Consider the following 16,730-nt stretch of genomic DNA (forward strand, 5'->3'; position numbering starts at 1 on the left):
GGTGCGATGAGAAGCGGCGAGGGTGCCGCTGATCAGCTGCTCACCCCTCACCGCTCGCTTCTGCTCAGGCCGCCTGGTCCCTCAGCGGTGGAGCGGCGCGGCGTGCGGCCCGGGCCGTCACCCGTTCCAGCGGACCGCGACCGCAGAAGGCAGCCCACGCCAGGCACGCCAGGATCAGGGCCAGGCTCATCAGCGCCCACACCGGGTTGCTGGACACCCATCCGCCGGGCCCGACCATCGCGAAGAGAGCGAGCACATGGACCGAATAGGCGGTCAGCGGCATCGCCCCCAGGGCGGACAGCGGCAGCAGCACCCATCGCAGCGGCCGTGCGAGCAGCAGCAGGGTCCCGATCAGGCACAGCGCGATCCCACCGGAGCGGAAGATCTCCACGGTGGAGCCGGAATGGGGAGAGAGCGAGAACACCGACTCGAGCAGCATCACCCCGGGATCCATGTCGATCAGGTACTGGGGATAGGAGCTCCATCCCTCACCGCCGGGATCCTCGGACCACGAGGACTCCTCCTCCAGCCAGGTGTCCGCGTAATCGGGCGGCTCGCAGTAGACGGTCGGATCACCGGGGTAGGGCGGGTAGCAGACCAGACCGGTCAGATCGATCTCCTCCCCCGGGACCGTGGCCACGTCGCCGTCCCAGGACTCCTCGTCCGCTGCCGCCCACGACGAGTCCTCCCCCGAGCTGCCGGAGGCCGCCCCCTCCTCCCAGGAGGAGCCGCTCCCCGTGGCGCCCGGAGCCAGGGCGCCGAGCAGCATCGCGAACAGCAGCCCTGCGCCGGTGCCGAGGACGGCGAGCGCCGCCCCGATCCCCGCCACGATGGCCCCGACCCGGCGGCGCTCCAGCGACAGCCGTCCCAGCGCCATGCCCACCAGCATCAGGGGCGCCCAGGCCGTGAACCGATAGATGCCGGTCAGCACCAGCATCGCCCCGCTCCCATATCCCCCGAGCGAAAGCACCTCGACGGCGGTGACCAGGACCGGCCCCACCAGCGCGATCGGGAGCGCGAGCAGCAGCAGCCTGCTCGCACGCAGCCGCAGCACAGGCATCGCTGCGATGTACATGACCCCGTAGAAGGTGAGTATCACCGCGACTCCTGTACCGAGCATCTCCAGCACCAGCCCGATCACGAAGATCACCGCCCCGCGGCCGAGGAGCGCAAGACGCAGCCGCGGCAGCTCCTCCGGTGCGGGCAGCCGGGTCCGGCCCGTCATCAGCGCGATCGAGACTCCCGCCAGCACCGCGAACAGCAGGGCCGAATTCCCGTGCACCACAGAGAGGTAGCTCAGCGGATCGCCCGGAGAGAACTCCGGGATGTTCCCCACATGCGCGCCGATCATCCCGAGGATCGCGAGACCCCGTGCCACATCCAGCGCAGAGATCCGGGGAGGCGAGATCAGGGCACGCAGCCGCTGCTGCGGGCCGGCACTCCCCTGCGGCCTTCCCACGACCGGTCGATCCGCGAGCGCACTGCTCATCCTTGGCTCCCTCACCCCTGGCGACCTGAGGCCGCTCCCCTCTCCGAGCGCCGGAGAACATGCTGATTCTGGGGCCGCGCCGGGGAATCGCACCGCAGCGTCGCATCACGGTTCGGTCACGGTGCGGACAGTGCGTCGTCACGACCCGGATCCGGCGTCGCCGTCCAGCTCCCGCAGCAGTTCCAGCAGCCGTACGGCCTGGGGTTTGGACAGCGGCTCGTTGCCGTTGCCGCATTTCGGGGAGACCACGCAGGCGGGGCAGCCCGCCTCGCAGCCGCATTCACCGATCATGTCTGCGGTGGCGCGCACCCAGGCGGCGGCGTCGTCGGCCCCACGCTCGGCGAAGCCGGCCCCGCCGGGGGCGCCGTCGTAGACGAAGATCGTGGGAGCCTCGGTGTCCTCGTGCAGCGCCGTGGACAGCCCGCCGATATCCCAGCGATCGCAGGTGGCCAGGAGCGGCAGCATCGAGATCGCGGCATGCTCGGCAGCATGCAGGGCGCCCGGCAGCTCCTCCCCGGGAATCTCAGCGGCGTCGGTCAACGCCTGCGGGATCACCCACCACACCGCTTTCGTGGTCAGGGTGCGCGGCGGGAGGTCCAGCGGGCGCTGCGCGAGCACAGCCTGGGTGAACACATCCCGCACCTGATAGCCGGTGACCTGGTCGGTGACATCCACGGTGCCGAAGCACAGCCGCACCCCGTCCGCCCAGTCGACCTCACGATCGATCTGGCGGATCCGCAGGCTCGAGGCGGACTGCGGGTGGGTGGTGTGCAGCGGATCCTCCCGGTGCACGAAGGCCGCGGCCTGCTCCACGTCCAGGCGGTCCACCACATAGCTGCGGCCCTGGTGGAGATACACCGCGCCGTCATGGACCTGGGTGTGCGCGCTCGCCGCATCCACGGTGCCCAGCAGCACGCCGCTGGCCTGCTCGACGATCCGCACCGGCTCGCCGCCGCTGCCGCGCAGGTCGGTGAGCTGGTGCGCGGACTCGCTCAGCGTCCAGTACCAGCCGGTGGCCCGCGAACGCAGCACTCCCCGGGCGGCGAGGGTCATCAGCAGGTCCCGCGCCGTCGGCCCGAAGATCTCCTCCTCGCCGTCACGGATCGCGAGCTCGGAGGCGGCGGCGCACAGATGCGGGGTCATCACATAGGGGTTCGCCGGATCGAACACGGACGCTTCGACCTCCGCCCCGAAGATCGTCTCGGGATGGTGGACCACATAGGTGTCCAGCGGATCCTCCCGCGCGACGAACAGCGCCAGCGCACCGCCGTCGGCGTCGTGGCGCCGCCCTGCGCGCCCGAACTGCTGCCACAGGGAGGCCCGGGTCCCGGGCCAGCCGGCGACCACCACCGCGTCCAGGCCCGCGATGTCGATCCCCAGCTCGAGCGCATTGGTCGAGGCCAGCGCCTTCAGCTCCCCCGATCGCAGGGAATCCTCGAGCTGACGTCGCTCGCGCGCCAGATACCCGCCCCGGTAGGCGGCGATCCGTGAGGCGCGGTCCGCGAGACCGGGTGCGGCGGTGTGCTCGGCCTTCTGCGTGAGCAGGCGCTGGGCGCCGCTGGAGACGAGTTCTGCGCCGCGCCGCGAGCGAGCGAAGACGAGGGTCTGCACATCCCGTTCGACGAGGTCGGCGAGGATCGCGCCGGCCTCGCTGGTCGCCGAGCGGCGCAGCGGGTCCTCCCGCCGCTTCCCCGCAGCGCCCTCGTCGGCCTCGTCGGCCGCAGCGCCCGAGATGCCCGCAGCGCCCTCGGCGCCCCCGTCGACGTCGTCGGCCTCGTCGGCCCGGTGTGCGTCGACCTGCGCGCCCTCGCCGTCCTGCCACCGTGCCACGTCCCCGCGGCCGTCGACCCGGGTCCGCATGCCCGGCTCCCACAGCCCGATCGTCAGGCCGGCGCGGGGGGAGCCGTCCTCGGTGACCGCCTCCACGTCCCGTCCGATCAGCCTCGTGGCGGAGAGCTCGGGGTTCGCGGTGGTGGCGGAGGCGAGGATGAAGGTGGGATCGGCGCGGTAGTGGGCGGCGATCCGACGCAGCCGTCTGATCACCATCGCGACATGGCTGCCGAAGACTCCGCGATAGCTGTGGCACTCGTCGATCACCACATAGCGCAGCGCCCGGAAGAAGTGCGCCCACTGCTCATGCCCGGGCAGTATCCCGAAGTGCAGCATGTCGGGGTTGGTGAGCACCACGGTGCCGTGGCGGCGCACCCATCGGCGCTGTTCGGAGGGGGTGTCGCCGTCGTAGACCGCGACCCGGGCGTCGCGGATCCCGGCACCGTCGGCCATCGCGGTGATGTTGGTGAGCTGATCCGCGGCCAGCGCCTTGGTGGGAGAGAGGTACAGGGTGGTGGCGCGGGGAGCGGCATAGTCGTGCTCGCGGGCCCCGATCGCGGTGAGCACGGGCAGCAGGTAGGCGAGCGACTTGCCCGAGGCGGTGGCCGTGGCGAGCACCACGTCCTGGCCGTCGTGGGCGAGCTGCGCGGCCTGCTCCTGATGGATCCAGGGGGCGGTGATGCCTCGCGAGGAGAGGTGCTGGACAAGGCGCGGATCGATCCACTCCGGGAAGCTGCCGCGGCGACCGGCCCGCGCAGGCCGGCGCTCGATGTGGGTGAGGCAGCTGCGACGGATCAGCGGCGCGGTGAGGTCGGCGAGGAGGTCGTCGGCTGCCCCTGCTCGCATCCGCCCGGCCCTCCCCGTCTCTCCCTCGCGGACGCGCACAGAGTGTGCGCATCTCCCACACCTGCTCTCCGATCGGACCCCAGGTGGCTGATGCACAATCGTAGCCATGCCCACCGACTCGCCGACCCTGCCCCCGCGTCTGCTGACCGCGGAGATCGCGGCCCTGCGCGCGGACCTCGTCGTCGCCGGCTACTCGAGCGCTCGCCTCGACGAGCTGCTGGGGCCGGTCGCTTCTGCCGCGCTGCGCCGCGAGAACGCCGTCCCGGCCCGCCGGATGCTCGAGCCCTTGACGGATCCGGCGGCCGTGCTGCTGCGCCTGTTCACCCTCGGCGCAGTGCTGCCCCGCGCGCAGGTGCAGGCCGTCCTGCCCTCGCTCGGCGTGGACGGGGCGCTGCGACTGGGCCTGCTCGGTGCGGCCGGACCCGACGGTCCGGGGGGTGCAGCACGCCCCACCGGCGACGGCCCCGGCGCTGCGCTGCACGCTCTGGTGGACCTCGCCCCGTACTCGGCGAGCGATGACGTCGGGGAGATCGACTGGTGGATCGCCTCGGACCGCTCGGAGCTCGCCACCGGTGCCCCGCTCGGCCCGGAGCATGTGCTCGGGGTCGGCGGAGCCTCCCTGACGCTGGCGAGGATCACCCCGCGCGAACCCGCCCGCCGGGTGCTGGATCTCGGCTGCGGCGGCGGGATCCAGGCGCTGCACGCCTCGCGCCACGCCGAGCACGTGATCGCCACGGACCTGTCCGAGCGGGCGCTGGGCTTCGCCGCCTTCAACGCCGCGCTGAACGGCATCGAGCTCGAGCTGCGACAGGGCTCCCTGCTGGAACCCGTGCACGGCGAGACCTTCGATCTGATCCTGTCCAATCCCCCCTTCGTCATCACCCCGCGCGCCGCGGCTGCCGGTGACACCACCTGGACCTACCGCGACGGCGGCCGCGCCGGGGACACGCTGCTCGCCGAGTTGCTGTGGGAGCTGCCCGCCCATCTCGCTCCGGGCGGCAGCGCCGTGATGCTCGGCAACTGGGAGATCCGGGGCGGTGAGGACTGGGACACCCATCCGCGGGCGTGGATGCAGCCTGCCACCGCCGACGGCGTGGACGCCTGGGTGCTGCAGCGCGAGCAGGAGGATCCTGCTCAGTACGCGGAGACCTGGGTGCGCGACGGCGGCGTCACCAGCCGTGACGAGCGCTGGCCGGCCCTGACCGAGGCCTGGCTGGACGACTTCGCCTCCCGGGACGTGGAGGCGATCGGCTTCGGCTATCTGCTGCTGCGGCGCCCGGAGAGCGCAATGGCGCGACCCGGGGTGCTGCGCACGGAGCTGGCACCGGGCACCGGCAGCGGTTCCCTGGCCTCCCACCTCTCCGCCTCGCTGCGCAGCCTCGCGGTCCTCGAGGAGCTCGACGACGAGGCGCTGTCCGGCTCCCGTCCGGTGCGGGCCGACGATCTGATCGAGCGCCGCCATCTGATCCCCGGGGAGTGGGACCCGATGCTGATCGAGCTGGTCCAGGGAGCGGGTTTCGCGCGGATGGTGCGGGCCGATCAGCTGCTCGCCGCGACCGTCGGCGCACTGGACGGGACCCTGACCCTCGGGCAGGTGCTGGGCGCGGTCTGCGCGCTCACCGATGCCGACGAGGACGAGGCCCGGGCCCGGGTGCTCCCCGCGGTCCGTGAGCTGCTGATCACCCAGATGGTGACCCTGTGAGCGGCTCCCGGGGCACCGTCCGGGTCGGCGGCCTCACCCGCCCGCTGCTCTCGCTGCTGGCCGCCGCACTCTGCACAGCCGCGATCGTGGGCCTCGCCCGCGGCGCGGTGGGCACCGCGAGCGGGCAGCGCCTGGATCAGCTGATCCTCTCCGGCGCGAAGGCGCATGAGGGTCCGCTCTCGCAGTACGCCGAGCTCGCGGTCCAGTCGGTGAGCGTGCCGGTGGTCGCGGTGCTGCTCGCGCTGGCGGCGGTGCTGGTGGTGGTGCGTCGGCAGCTGAGGCTGCTGATCCCGCTCACCGTCCTGGTGCTCGGCGCGAACCTCACCACCCAGGTGATCAAGCACGTCCTGGTCACCCGCCAGGCGCTCGGCCCGGGCATCGACATCACCCCCAATTCCTTCCCCTCGGGTCACACCACCCTCGCGGCCACCGCGATGATCGCGCTGGTGCTGGCCGGCGGGCGGGCGCGGGTGGCGCTCGCCCCCCTCGGCGCCCTGTGGACCCTCGCCGCCGGCCTCGGCACCCTGGTCGTGGGCTGGCACCGCCCCAGCGACGTGATCGGGGCGATCACGATCGCAGCCGCCTGGACGTTCCTGATCCTCGCGGCCGATGGGCTCCACACCCGCCACCGCCGTGCCCGAGCCGCTGCCCGTCCCGGCCGGGGCCGACGTCGGCGCGACACCGACCTGACCGGTCTCTCACGGCTCCCTCGTCACGGCGCGGGGACCGTGACGATCGCGGCGCTGCTCGGTCTGGGAGGTCTCGTCGGCCTCGGGATGGGAGCGGCCGGCCTGCTGTCCCTCCCCCGCCCGCTGGAGCTCCATGACGTCCCCCAGCAGCTGGCCGCCTTCCGTGCGACCGCCGCGCTGATCGGTGGCGGCACCGGCGCCTGGATGGCCCTGGTGCTGGTGCTGCGCACGCCGATCTCACACCGGGGACGCATGAGCGAGCGTGTACCGTGAGCAATCGCCGAGCGCAGTGGATGCGTCCGGTTGATCCCGGACCACGGCATTCAGCCACGGCGGACGGGCCGCGACGTGACGCGGCGAGGAAGGACATATCAACGTGACTGGCGGACGACATCTGGTGATCGTGGAGTCCCCCGCGAAGGCTCGCACCATCGCGCGCTATCTCGGGGACGACTACATCGTCCAGGCTTCGGTGGGGCATATTCGCGACATCCCGGTGCCGCGCGATCTGCCCGCCGAGATGAAGAAGGGTCCCTACGGGAAGTTCGGCGTCGATGTGGAGAACGGCTTCGACCCCTACTACATCGTCAGCCCCGACAAGAAGAAGACCGTCGCGGAGCTGAAGAAGGCCCTCAAGGACGCCGACACCCTCTACCTCGCCACGGATGAGGACCGCGAGGGCGAGGCGATCGCCTGGCACCTGCTGGAGACCCTCAAGCCCAAGAAGTCCCTGCCGGTGAAGCGGATGGTGTTCCACGAGATCACCAAGGACGCGATCCGGGCGGCCCTGGACAACACCCGCGAGCTCGACACGGACCTCGTCGACGCGCAGGAGACCCGTCGCATCCTGGACCGGCTGGTGGGCTTCGAGCTCTCGCCGGTGCTGTGGCGGAAGATCAAGCCGTCGCTGTCCGCGGGTCGTGTGCAGTCCGTCGCGACTCGTCTGGTGGTCGAGCGAGAGCGCGAGCGGATGGCCTTCGTCGCCGCCGACTACTGGGATGTGACCGGCACCTTCGGCGCCGAGTCCACGCAGTTCACCGCGAAGATCCAGACGGTCGACGGGGCACGCATCGCCACCGGCGCCGACTTCGCCGACGACGGCACCCTGAAGCCGCGGGCGAAGAGCGCCACCATCCTGACCGAGGAGTCCACCCAGGCTCTCGTCGAGGTGCTGGGCGGCGCCCCCGCCACCGTCGCGGCGCTCGAGTCCAAGCCGTACACGCGCCGCCCGGCCGCTCCGTTCACCACCTCGTCGCTGCAGCAGGAGGCCTCGCGCAAGCTCCGCCTCGGCGCTCGTCAGGCGATGCGGGTCGCCCAATCGCTGTACGAGAACGGCTACATCACCTACATGCGTACGGACTCGGTCACGCTCTCGGGTGAGGCGATCCGCGCCTCCCGGGCTCAGGCGGCCGAGCTCTACGGCTCCCAGTACGTGCCGGACAAGCCGCGTCTCTACCAGAACAAGTCTCAGGCCGCGCAGGAGGCGCATGAGGCGATCCGTCCCGCGGGCGATCACTTCCGCACCCCCGCCGAGGTGGCCGGGCAGCTCGCGGGTGATGAGTTCCGCCTCTACGAGCTGATCTGGAAGCGCACGATCGCCTCCCAGATGGCCGACGCCAAGGGCACCACCTCCACCGTCGAGCTGCTGCTCGAGCAGGGCGGCCGCACTGCGACCTTCCGTGCCGCCGGCACCGTGATCACCTTCCGCGGCTTCCTCGCCGCCTATGAGGAGGGTCGCGACGCCAGCCGCTACAAGGACGAGGACTCCGACAAGGGCTCTGACAAGCGCCTGCCGCAGATGGAGGAGGGGCAGCAGCTCGACACCCACGCGCTCACTCCCGACGGCCACTCCACGACCCCTCCGCCGCGCTACACGGAGGCGTCGCTGGTGAGGGCGCTCGAGGAGCGCGGCATCGGCCGTCCCTCGACCTACGCCTCGACCGTCGCGACCGTCCAGGACCGCGGCTATGTGCTGCGGCGCGGCACCGCTCTGGTCCCCAGCTGGACCGCCTTCGCCGTGGTGCGGCTGCTCGAGGAGCACTTCGGGCCGTTCATCGACTACGACTTCACCGCCCAGATGGAGCAGCAGCTGGACCGCATGGCCCAGGGTGAGCTCGGACGCTCGGAGTACCTGAAGAACTTCTATCTCTCCGACGGGTCGGCCGGACCGCTCGGGCTGAAGTCCATGGTCGACAACCTCGGCGAGATCGACGCCCGCGCGATCAACAGCATCGAGATCGGTGAGGGCATCACCCTGCGCGTGGGGCGCTACGGCGCCTACGTCGAGCAGGCCGCCCGGGACGAGGCCGGCGAGCTGATCGACGGTGCGGATCCGCGCCGTGCGAACGTCTCCGACGAGGTCGCCCCGGACGAGCTGACCGTCGAGGTCGCCAAGGAGATGCTCGAGCGCGCGAAGGACGACGGTCGCGTGCTCGGCACCGACCCCGCGACCGGGAACGAGATCGTCGCCAAGGACGGCCGCTACGGCCCCTATGTCACCGAGATCCTGCCCGATCCCGAGGAGACCGGCGGCAAGAAGGTCCCGAAGTCGAAGCAGCCCAAGCCCCGCACCGGCTCGCTGCTGCAGTCGATGGACCTCTCCACGGTCTCCCTCGAGGAGGCGCTGAAGCTGCTGAGCCTGCCGCGCGTGGTCGGGACCACCGAGGACGGCACCGAGATCACCTCCCAGAACGGCCGTTACGGCCCGTATCTGAAGAAGGGCATTGACTCCCGCTCCCTGGAGACCGAGGATCAGATCTTCTCGATCACCCTGGAGGAGGCGGAGAAGATCTACGCCCAGCCCAAGACTCGGGGCCGGGCCGCTGCGAAGCCCCCGATGAAGGAGCTCGGGGTCGATCCCACCAGCGAGAAGCCGATCGTGATCAAGGACGGGCGCTTCGGTCCGTACATCACCGACGGCACCACGAACGTCTCCCTCCGTGCGACCGAGAAGGTCGAGGAGATCACGGAGACGATCGCGATCGAGAAGCTCGCGGAGAAGCGTGCCAAGGGGCCGGCCAAGAAGCCGGCCGCCAAGCGCGCCCCCGCGAAGAAGAAGGCTCCCGCGAAGACTGCGGCGGCGAAGACGACCAAGGCCGCGACCGCGACGAAGAGCACCACCGCGGACAAGTGACGATGCTCGGCTCCTGACGGGCCGCGCGATCAGAGGGCACGGACCACGTGGTCCGTGCCCTCTCCTTCGTCCGGGGCTGGACGGGCGGAACAGCTCCGGGCCCCGCTGGACGGGGAATCGCTTTTCTGCTCACAACACGGCATCCCCACCGGCGTGAGCGCCCGTCGATGCAGGTCGCTGGGCAGAACACGCCTAGAGTGTGACCAGCACTACATTGTCGACTCACAAAGGAGTGATCATGACTCGACGTCACAGCCGGCGCACGATCATGGCTGGAGCCGCGGCCACCGCGGCGCTGGGCATGACCGGATGCCTGCAGAATCCGGACCAGAGCGGTGGCAGCGGGGGTGGCGGCGGCGAGAAGTACACGCCCGGCGATACCCCCGGCCCCGGCTCGGTGAGCATCCTCGGTGCGTTCGGTGGTCAGGAGCAGGAAGCGTTCCTCGCCTCCCTCGAAGCCTTCGAGGCGGATTCCGGCATCACCATCCAGTACACGCCCGATTCGGATTTCACCAACACCATCCAGCAGCGCGCCGGCGCCGGAGATGCCCCGGACATCGCTCTGTTCCCGCAGCCCGGCGGCATGTTCGATCTCGCCGGCAAGGGGATGCTCACCCCGATCGATGTCTTCCTGGACTACGACCAGCTGAACTCGACACTGATCCCCGGCTTCCTCGATTCCGCCCGGTTGCAGGGCCGCGTCTACGGAGCACCGATGCGGATGGCATGCAAGTCCCTCATCTGGTACCCGAAGAAGGCGTACGAGGAGGGCGGCTACGCCACCGAACCTGCCACGATGCAGGAGCTCTACGAGATCACGGACCAGATGAAGGCCGACGGCATCGCGCCGTGGTCCGATGGCTGGGGCTCCGACCAGGCGACCGGCTGGGTCGGGACCGACTGGATCGAGGAGTTCATGCTCCGCGTCCACGGCCCCGTCGTCTATGACGACTGGACCAAGCACCGTCTTCCGTTCAACGCGCCCGAAGTGGTGGAGGTCTTCGACATCGTCGGCGAGCTGCTCAAGGGCGAGGGCAATGTGCTGGGCGGTACGAACGCAATCATCAACACGCCGTTCTCCGAAGCACCCCTGCCGCTGTTCGGTGAGCCGCCGCAGGCGATGCTCGTGCGCCAGGGCAACTTCGTCACCGGCTTCTTCCCCGAGGATGTCGTGGCGAACATGGACGAGGAGGTCGGCGTCTACGCGATGCCCACCTGGGAGGGCGGGTTCGACGGCCAGCCGATCCTCGGCGGCGGCGACCTCGCCACCCTGTTCACCCTGAACGACGACACCGTGAAGGTGATGGAGTTCCTCACCTCGGACGCCTTCGGCGCCGAGTGGGCCGAGGCCGGTGGCTGGCTCAGTCCTCACCGCACCTTCGACCCGGAGCAGTACTCCGATTCGATCACCCGGCAGGTCGCCGAGATCGCCGCGGGAGCGGCGGTGTTCCGGTACGACGGCTCCGACCTGATGCCGACCGCCGTGGGCGCCGGTTCCTTCTGGAAGGGCATGGTCGAGTGGCTGCAGGGCGCGAAGACCTCCCAGGAGGTCTGCGACGAGATCGAGGCCGGGTGGCCGAAGTGACGACGACGACCCCCACCCGGCAGGGGTCCGACGGTGCAGCCCCGCTGGAGCTCAACAAGCACAAGGGCTCCCCGGCTCGCCCCGTGCGGGTGATCGTCGGCGCGGTCGGCATGGCGGTGACGGCCTGGTTCGTGTGCAACGCGTTCCTCGCGTTCGCGTACTACCCGGGCATGTTCGCGAACTCCGGGATCCTCATCGGGATCCTCGGCCTCGTGGTCGGCATCGGCGGCTCGGTGCTGTTCTTCTACTTCCTGAACCTGTGCATCGAGGGCTTCCCGACCAGATTCGCCGAAGGGCTCATCCCCTACGCCTTTCTGCTGCCGGGGTTCAGCCTGATCGCACTCTTCCTGCTCTATCCCACGGTCCAGACCATCGTCTATTCGTTCGCGAACGACAACTCGACCGCCTGGGTGGGGCTGGACAACTACACGGCGATCTTCAGCACCGGACACTTCTGGTCCACCCTGCTGAACAACCTCCTGTGGATCCTCATCGTCCCCGTCCTCAGCGTGGCCTTCGGCCTCGCGGTCGCGGTGCTCGCCGACAAGCTCTCCCCCGCCGGGGAGAACGCGGCGAAGTCGATGATCTTCCTCCCGATGGCGATCAGCTTCGTGGGTGCGGCGACGATCTGGGGATTGGTGTACGCCTACAACTCCCCGGGTGAGACCCAGACCGGCCTGCTCAACGCGATCGTCACCACGCTCGGCGGCGACCCCCAGCCCTGGTACCAGATCGACGCCGCACGGCTGAACTCGCTCGCGCTGATGGTGATCCTGATCTGGCTGCAGACGGGCTTCGCGATGGTGCTGATCAGCTCGGCCATCAAGGGTGTCCCTGAGGACACCATCGAGGCCGGGCGCATGGACGGCGCCACCGAAGTGCGGATCTTCTGGCAGATCGTGTTCCCGCAGGTACGGGCCACGCTCCTCGCCGTGCTGATCACGGTGCTGATCCTGGTGCTGAAGGTCTTCGATCTGATCTACGTCACCACCAACGGCCTGTACAACTCCGACGTGATCGCGAACCTCTTCTTCCGGAAGCTGTTCACCGACCAGCAGGCCGGGCAGGCCTCGGCCATCGTGGTCGTGCTGCTCATCCTGGTGATACCGATCCTGATCTACCAGGTCAAGAGCTTCAGGGACCAGGAGGCGAACCGATGAGCATGACGATGAAAGACGGGCGCAGACGCTCCATCTTTGCCACCATTGCGATGCCGCTCCTGGCCATCCTGTGGACCGTCCCCACGATCGGGTTGCTCGTGACGAGCTTCCGCTCGCGAGAAGCTGCGGCCTCCACCGGATGGTGGACGAGCCTGTGGGAGGGCGGCTGGACACTGGACAACTACGCCCAGGTGCTCGGCGACCCGTCCATCTCCGGCTCGCTGATCAACTCCATCGTGGTCGCTGTTCCCGCCACGGTGCTGCCGATCATGTTCGCGGCCTTCGCGGCGTACGCGTTCACGTTCATCAAGTTCCCCGCCAAGGATGTCCTGTTCATCGTGATCGTCGCCCTGATGGTGGTCCCGATCCAGGTGGCCTTCCAGCCGATGCTGGACCTGCTGGGCCCGCGAGGGCTGGGGATCAACGGCCAGTTCGTGGCGGTGTGGATGCTGCACACCGGCTTCGGCATGCCGCTGGCGGTGTACATCCTGCGCAACTACATGGCGACTCTCCCCCACTCCGTGGTGGAGAGCGCCAAGATCGACGGGGCCTCGCACTTCCAGACGTTCTGGCGCCTGGTCGCACCGATGTCCTCACCGGCGATCGCCGCCTTCGCCACCCTGCAGTTCCTGTGGGTGTGGAACGACCTGCTCATCGCCAAGCTGTTCCTGGGCGGCGGGGAGAACAAGACGGTCATCGTGAGCCTGCAGCAGATGCTGGGCACCCAGGGTCAGGGCACCGAGCTCCTGACCGCCGGCGCCTTCGTCTCGATGGTGATCCCGATGCTGGTCTTCTTCGGCCTCCAGCGCTTCCTGGTGCGCGGCATGACAGCAGGCTCCGTGAAGGGGTAGCCCGCAGAACCACGGACGGGGCGGGGCGACCGATGTCGCCCCGCCCCGTCTGTCGTCGTCCGCTGCTCAGCGGATCACCACGGATCCCCGTGCCTCTCGGCGACTCCCGGTCACTTGACCGATCCGGCGGCGAGACCGCCGATGATGCGGCGCTGGAAGATCAGCACCATGATGATCAGCGGCACCGTCACGATCACGCCGGCGGCCATCTTCGTGCCGTACGGGGTGTCGAATTGCGAGATGCCGGTGAACTTCGAGATCGCGACGTTCGCGGTCTGCATCAGCGGCGCGTTCACCATCGTCAGCGCGATGAGGAACTCGTTCCACGCCGCGATGAAGGTGATGATCGCCGTGGTGAACACCCCGGGCGCGGCCAGCGGCAGGATGACCCTGCGGAACGCCCCGAAGCGGGTGGTCCCATCGATCATCGCCGCCTGCTCGAGCTCGACCGGCAGCTGCCGGAAGAACGCGTTGAGGTTCCACACCGCCAGTGGCAGCGCGAACGAGATCGTCGGCAGGATCATCGCCTGGTAGGTGTTGATCCAGTTGAAAGGGAACCACACGAAACCGCCGCTGAACAGCTTCAACAGCGGGACCACGAGCGTGACGACCGGGAACATCGAGGTCGCCACGATGAGGAACATGACCAGCACCTTGCCGCGGAAATCGAGCCGGGCCAGCGCGTAGGCGCCGAACACGCCCAGCACGAGGACCAGCAGTGTGGTGCTGCCGGCGACGATCAGCGAGTTCAGCAGAGCGCGGGCGAAGTGGTTCGACGGGTCGAAGACCGCGATGAAGTTCTCGACGCTGATCGGGCTCGGGATCAGCTCCGTCGAGCGGCCCTCGCTGGGCCGGCGCAGCGCGGAGACGATCATCCAGTAGAACGGCGCGAGGCAGTACACCAGGATGAACGCGATGCCCAGCGCGATGACGACGGAGCCGAGGATCCGGCCCTTGTGTTTCTTGGGCTTCAGCACCTCGCCCGTGCGGGAGACGACCTCGGTGGTGGTGGCGGTGCTCATGGCATGCTCCCTTCGGAGGTCGTGCGCAGGCGGCGCGGGACTCGCCTCTTCCTCGGCGGACGGTTCTGATCACCGATGACGTCGGCCCCGAGCAGTTTGATGAACAGGAACGCCACCAGGCAGATGTAGGCGAACAGCACCATCGAGTACGCGGAGGCGGCACCGAAGTTCGTCTTGGCGGCGGCGTCGGTGGCGAGCATGGAGAGGGTCTGGCCAGAGTCCAGGGTCCCCAGCAGCACGTACGGCAGGTCGAACATGCGCATCGCGTCGAGGAGCCGGAACAGCACCGCCACCACGAGCACCGGGCGCACCAGCGGGAGGGTGATCCTCCAGAAGGTCTGCCAGCGATTCGCGCCGTCGACGGTCGCCGCCTCGTAGACCTGCTTGTCGATGGTCTGCAGCCCGGCAAGGGTGAGCAGACCGATGTACGGGGCCGTCTTCCAGATGTCGGCGATGAGCACCGCGGCCTTGGCCTGCCAGCCCTCGGTGGTCCACAGCACCTGGTAGTCGAGCAGCCGGTTCGCGATGCCGTTCGCATCGAAGATCAGCTGCCACATCAGGGCCGAGACCACCGTGGGGATCGCCCACGGGATCAGGATCGAGGCGCGCACCAGCCCGGTCGCGCGCATCGCCTTGGCCATGATCAGCGCCATCGCGACGCCGAGCACGGTCTCGATGCTCACACCGACGACGGTGAACAGGGTGGTGTTCCAGAACGCGTTCCAGAACCCTGCCCCGGCGCCCGTGCCGGTGACCGCGTCGATGTAGTTGTCCAGTCCGACGAACGTGTCGCCCTTGATGATCAGTCCGGTGGCCGGGTCGATCCCCTGGCCCGACTGCATCAGGGACTGCCAGGCAGACAGCACCAGCGGGAAGCCGACGACGAGCGCGAGCAGGACCAGCGTGGGGAGCAGGAGGAGGTACGCCATCCTGCCGTGGTCGCCGCCGATTCTCTTCCCACGCCTGCCGCCGATCGTCGCGGAGCGAGCGGCGGTGGAAGTCATTGCGCCGTGAGCTCGGTCAGCTTGGTCTGCAGATCCTTCATCGCCGGCTCGGCATCCGTCTCACCGGAGAAGCAGGCGTAGACCGCCTCCTGGATCGCCTGGGTCACCTCGCCGTACTGGACGACGGCGGGACGGCTGGCCCCGTTGTCGATCGCCTCCTTCAGCTGCGGCAGGAACGGGAACGCCTCGAGCATGTCCGCATCCTCGTAGACGCCGACGTTCGCCGGAGCCTGCGCGGTCGCGAGACCCCATTCCTTCTGCTGGACGGCATCGACCATGAAGGAGATGAAGTCGACGGCGGTGCCCTTGTTCTTCGCGAAGGCGCTCACCCCGAGGTTCAGCCCGCCGAGCGTCGAGCTGCCGGGCCCGTCGAACCCGGGCACCAGGCTGGCCACCATCTTCCCGTTGACCGACGAGGAGCCGTCCTCTGCCTGGCCCAGCGCCCAGACGTACGGCCAGTTCTGCAGGAAGGCGAGGCGGCCGTCCTGGTAGGCCGCGCGGGACTCCTCCTCCTTGTAGGTCAGTGCCTCCTGGGGGATGAAGCCCTTGTCGAAACCGTCACGGACGGTCTGGATCCCGGTGAGCGCCTCCGCCGAATCGGCGTGGGGCTTGCCCTCGGCGTCGAAGAGCTCGCCACCCGCCGACGCCACGAGTCCGGCCGCCTGGACGGTCAGCCCCTCGTACTTGGAGTACTGCGAGCCGAAGCCGAGCAGATCCGGATCCTCCTTCTGGAGCGTCTCGATCGCCGCGTACATCTCCTCGAAGGTCTCGGGAGGGCCGTCGAGCCCCGCCTGCTCGAGCAGGTCGGTGCGGGAGAACAGCAGCTCCGCGTTCGTGATGAAGGGGACCCCGTAGAGCTTGTCGAAGTAGGTGGCGGTCGTCACCGTGGCGGGGATCAGGTCATCGAGAGGGAACTTGTCCTGCGGCAGCTCGACAACCCACTGGTTCGCCGCGAACTCGGCGGTCCAGACCACGTCCAGTCCGAGCACGGTGTACGCATCGGACTTCGCCTGCGCGTTGTTGATCATCTGGCGACGCTGCTCGTCGGAGGACTCGGGCAGCTCGATGAGCGTCACCTCTTCATCGGGGTGCTCGGAGTTCCAGGTCTCCAGGAACTCGGCGAGCTTGCCCGTGGTGTCCTTGCCCTTCGCAAGCGTGATCGGGCCCCGCTCCTCGAAATCCGCGGCGGGCGCATCGCCACCGCCGCCACCACCATCGGAGGACCCGCCGGAGCAGGCGGCCAGTGCCGCGGCCGCCGTCGTCACGCCGCCGGCGGCGAGGACCGTGCGCCGGGAGGCGAGAGGACGGGAAGTGCTGTTGAACATGTCGAAACCCCTTCGTTCGGACGGGAGCACCCTTTGTGCTCTATGTCACCAGTGTAGGAGCATCCGGGAGGGGTTCAGGTACCGATCGAGCACC

11 protein-coding genes are annotated in these 16,730 nt (G+C 69.2%); 6 read left to right on the top strand and 5 right to left on the bottom strand.

From position 1 onward, the window contains the following. Positions 1-64: 64 nt before the first annotated feature. Both Q0937_RS02240 and Q0937_RS02245 read right to left on the bottom strand, forming a co-directional pair. Entirely contained in the window at positions 65-1,489 is a 1,425-nt protein-coding gene (locus tag Q0937_RS02240; protein ID WP_299299284.1) for a heparan-alpha-glucosaminide N-acetyltransferase domain-containing protein, read from the bottom strand. Positions 1,490-1,627: 138 nt separating this feature from the next. Then, a complete protein-coding gene (locus Q0937_RS02245) occupies positions 1,628-4,165 on the bottom strand; it encodes a DEAD/DEAH box helicase (protein WP_299299286.1) in 2,538 nt (845 codons plus the stop codon). Positions 4,166-4,271: 106 nt separating this feature from the next. Here Q0937_RS02245 and Q0937_RS02250 point away from each other — a divergent pair, with 106 nt between their 5' ends. From Q0937_RS02250 to Q0937_RS02275, 6 genes are all read left to right on the top strand, one after another. Beyond that, positions 4,272-5,867, top strand: a complete 1,596-nt coding sequence (locus Q0937_RS02250) for a methyltransferase (protein ID WP_299299288.1) — start codon at positions 4,272-4,274, stop codon at positions 5,865-5,867. Then, positions 5,864-6,829 (top strand): phosphatase PAP2 family protein, encoded by a 966-nt coding sequence (locus Q0937_RS02255; RefSeq protein ID WP_299299290.1) that lies wholly within the window; start codon positions 5,864-5,866, stop codon positions 6,827-6,829. Before Q0937_RS02250 ends, Q0937_RS02255 begins: the two co-directional genes overlap by 4 nt. Positions 6,830-6,932: 103 nt before the next feature. Then, the gene (gene topA, locus Q0937_RS02260; RefSeq protein ID WP_299299292.1) at positions 6,933-9,689 is read left to right on the top strand and encodes a type I DNA topoisomerase; all 2,757 of its coding nucleotides are present in this window, start codon (positions 6,933-6,935) and stop codon (positions 9,687-9,689) included. A gap of 238 nt (positions 9,690-9,927) precedes the next feature. Next, positions 9,928-11,274, top strand: a complete 1,347-nt coding sequence (locus tag Q0937_RS02265; protein WP_299299294.1) for an ABC transporter substrate-binding protein — start codon at positions 9,928-9,930, stop codon at positions 11,272-11,274. Continuing rightward, entirely contained in the window at positions 11,271-12,434 is a 1,164-nt protein-coding gene (locus Q0937_RS02270) for a sugar ABC transporter permease (protein WP_363323184.1), read from the top strand. The genes Q0937_RS02265 and Q0937_RS02270 overlap by 4 nt, the downstream gene beginning before the upstream one ends. Beyond that, positions 12,431-13,285: a carbohydrate ABC transporter permease gene (locus tag Q0937_RS02275; RefSeq protein ID WP_299299296.1), complete on the top strand. Its 855-nt coding sequence runs from the start codon at positions 12,431-12,433 to the stop codon at positions 13,283-13,285. The genes Q0937_RS02270 and Q0937_RS02275 overlap by 4 nt, the downstream gene beginning before the upstream one ends. A 110-nt stretch (positions 13,286-13,395) precedes the next feature. Here Q0937_RS02275 and Q0937_RS02280 read toward each other — a convergent pair whose 3' ends face one another. The 3 genes from Q0937_RS02280 to Q0937_RS02290 form a co-directional block, all read right to left on the bottom strand. Beyond that, the gene (locus Q0937_RS02280; RefSeq protein ID WP_299299298.1) at positions 13,396-14,307 is read right to left on the bottom strand and encodes a carbohydrate ABC transporter permease; all 912 of its coding nucleotides are present in this window, start codon (positions 14,305-14,307) and stop codon (positions 13,396-13,398) included. After that, on the bottom strand, positions 14,304-15,236 hold the full coding sequence (locus Q0937_RS02285) for a carbohydrate ABC transporter permease (protein WP_299299300.1): 933 nt from the start codon (positions 15,234-15,236) through the stop codon (positions 14,304-14,306). Before Q0937_RS02285 ends, Q0937_RS02280 begins: the two co-directional genes overlap by 4 nt. A gap of 71 nt (positions 15,237-15,307) precedes the next feature. After that, entirely contained in the window at positions 15,308-16,636 is a 1,329-nt protein-coding gene (locus Q0937_RS02290) for an ABC transporter substrate-binding protein (protein WP_299299301.1), read from the bottom strand. Positions 16,637-16,730 lie beyond the last annotated feature (94 nt).

Source organism: uncultured Brachybacterium sp. (assembly GCF_947500705.1).
Classification (GTDB): Bacteria; Actinomycetota; Actinomycetes; order Actinomycetales; family Dermabacteraceae; genus Brachybacterium.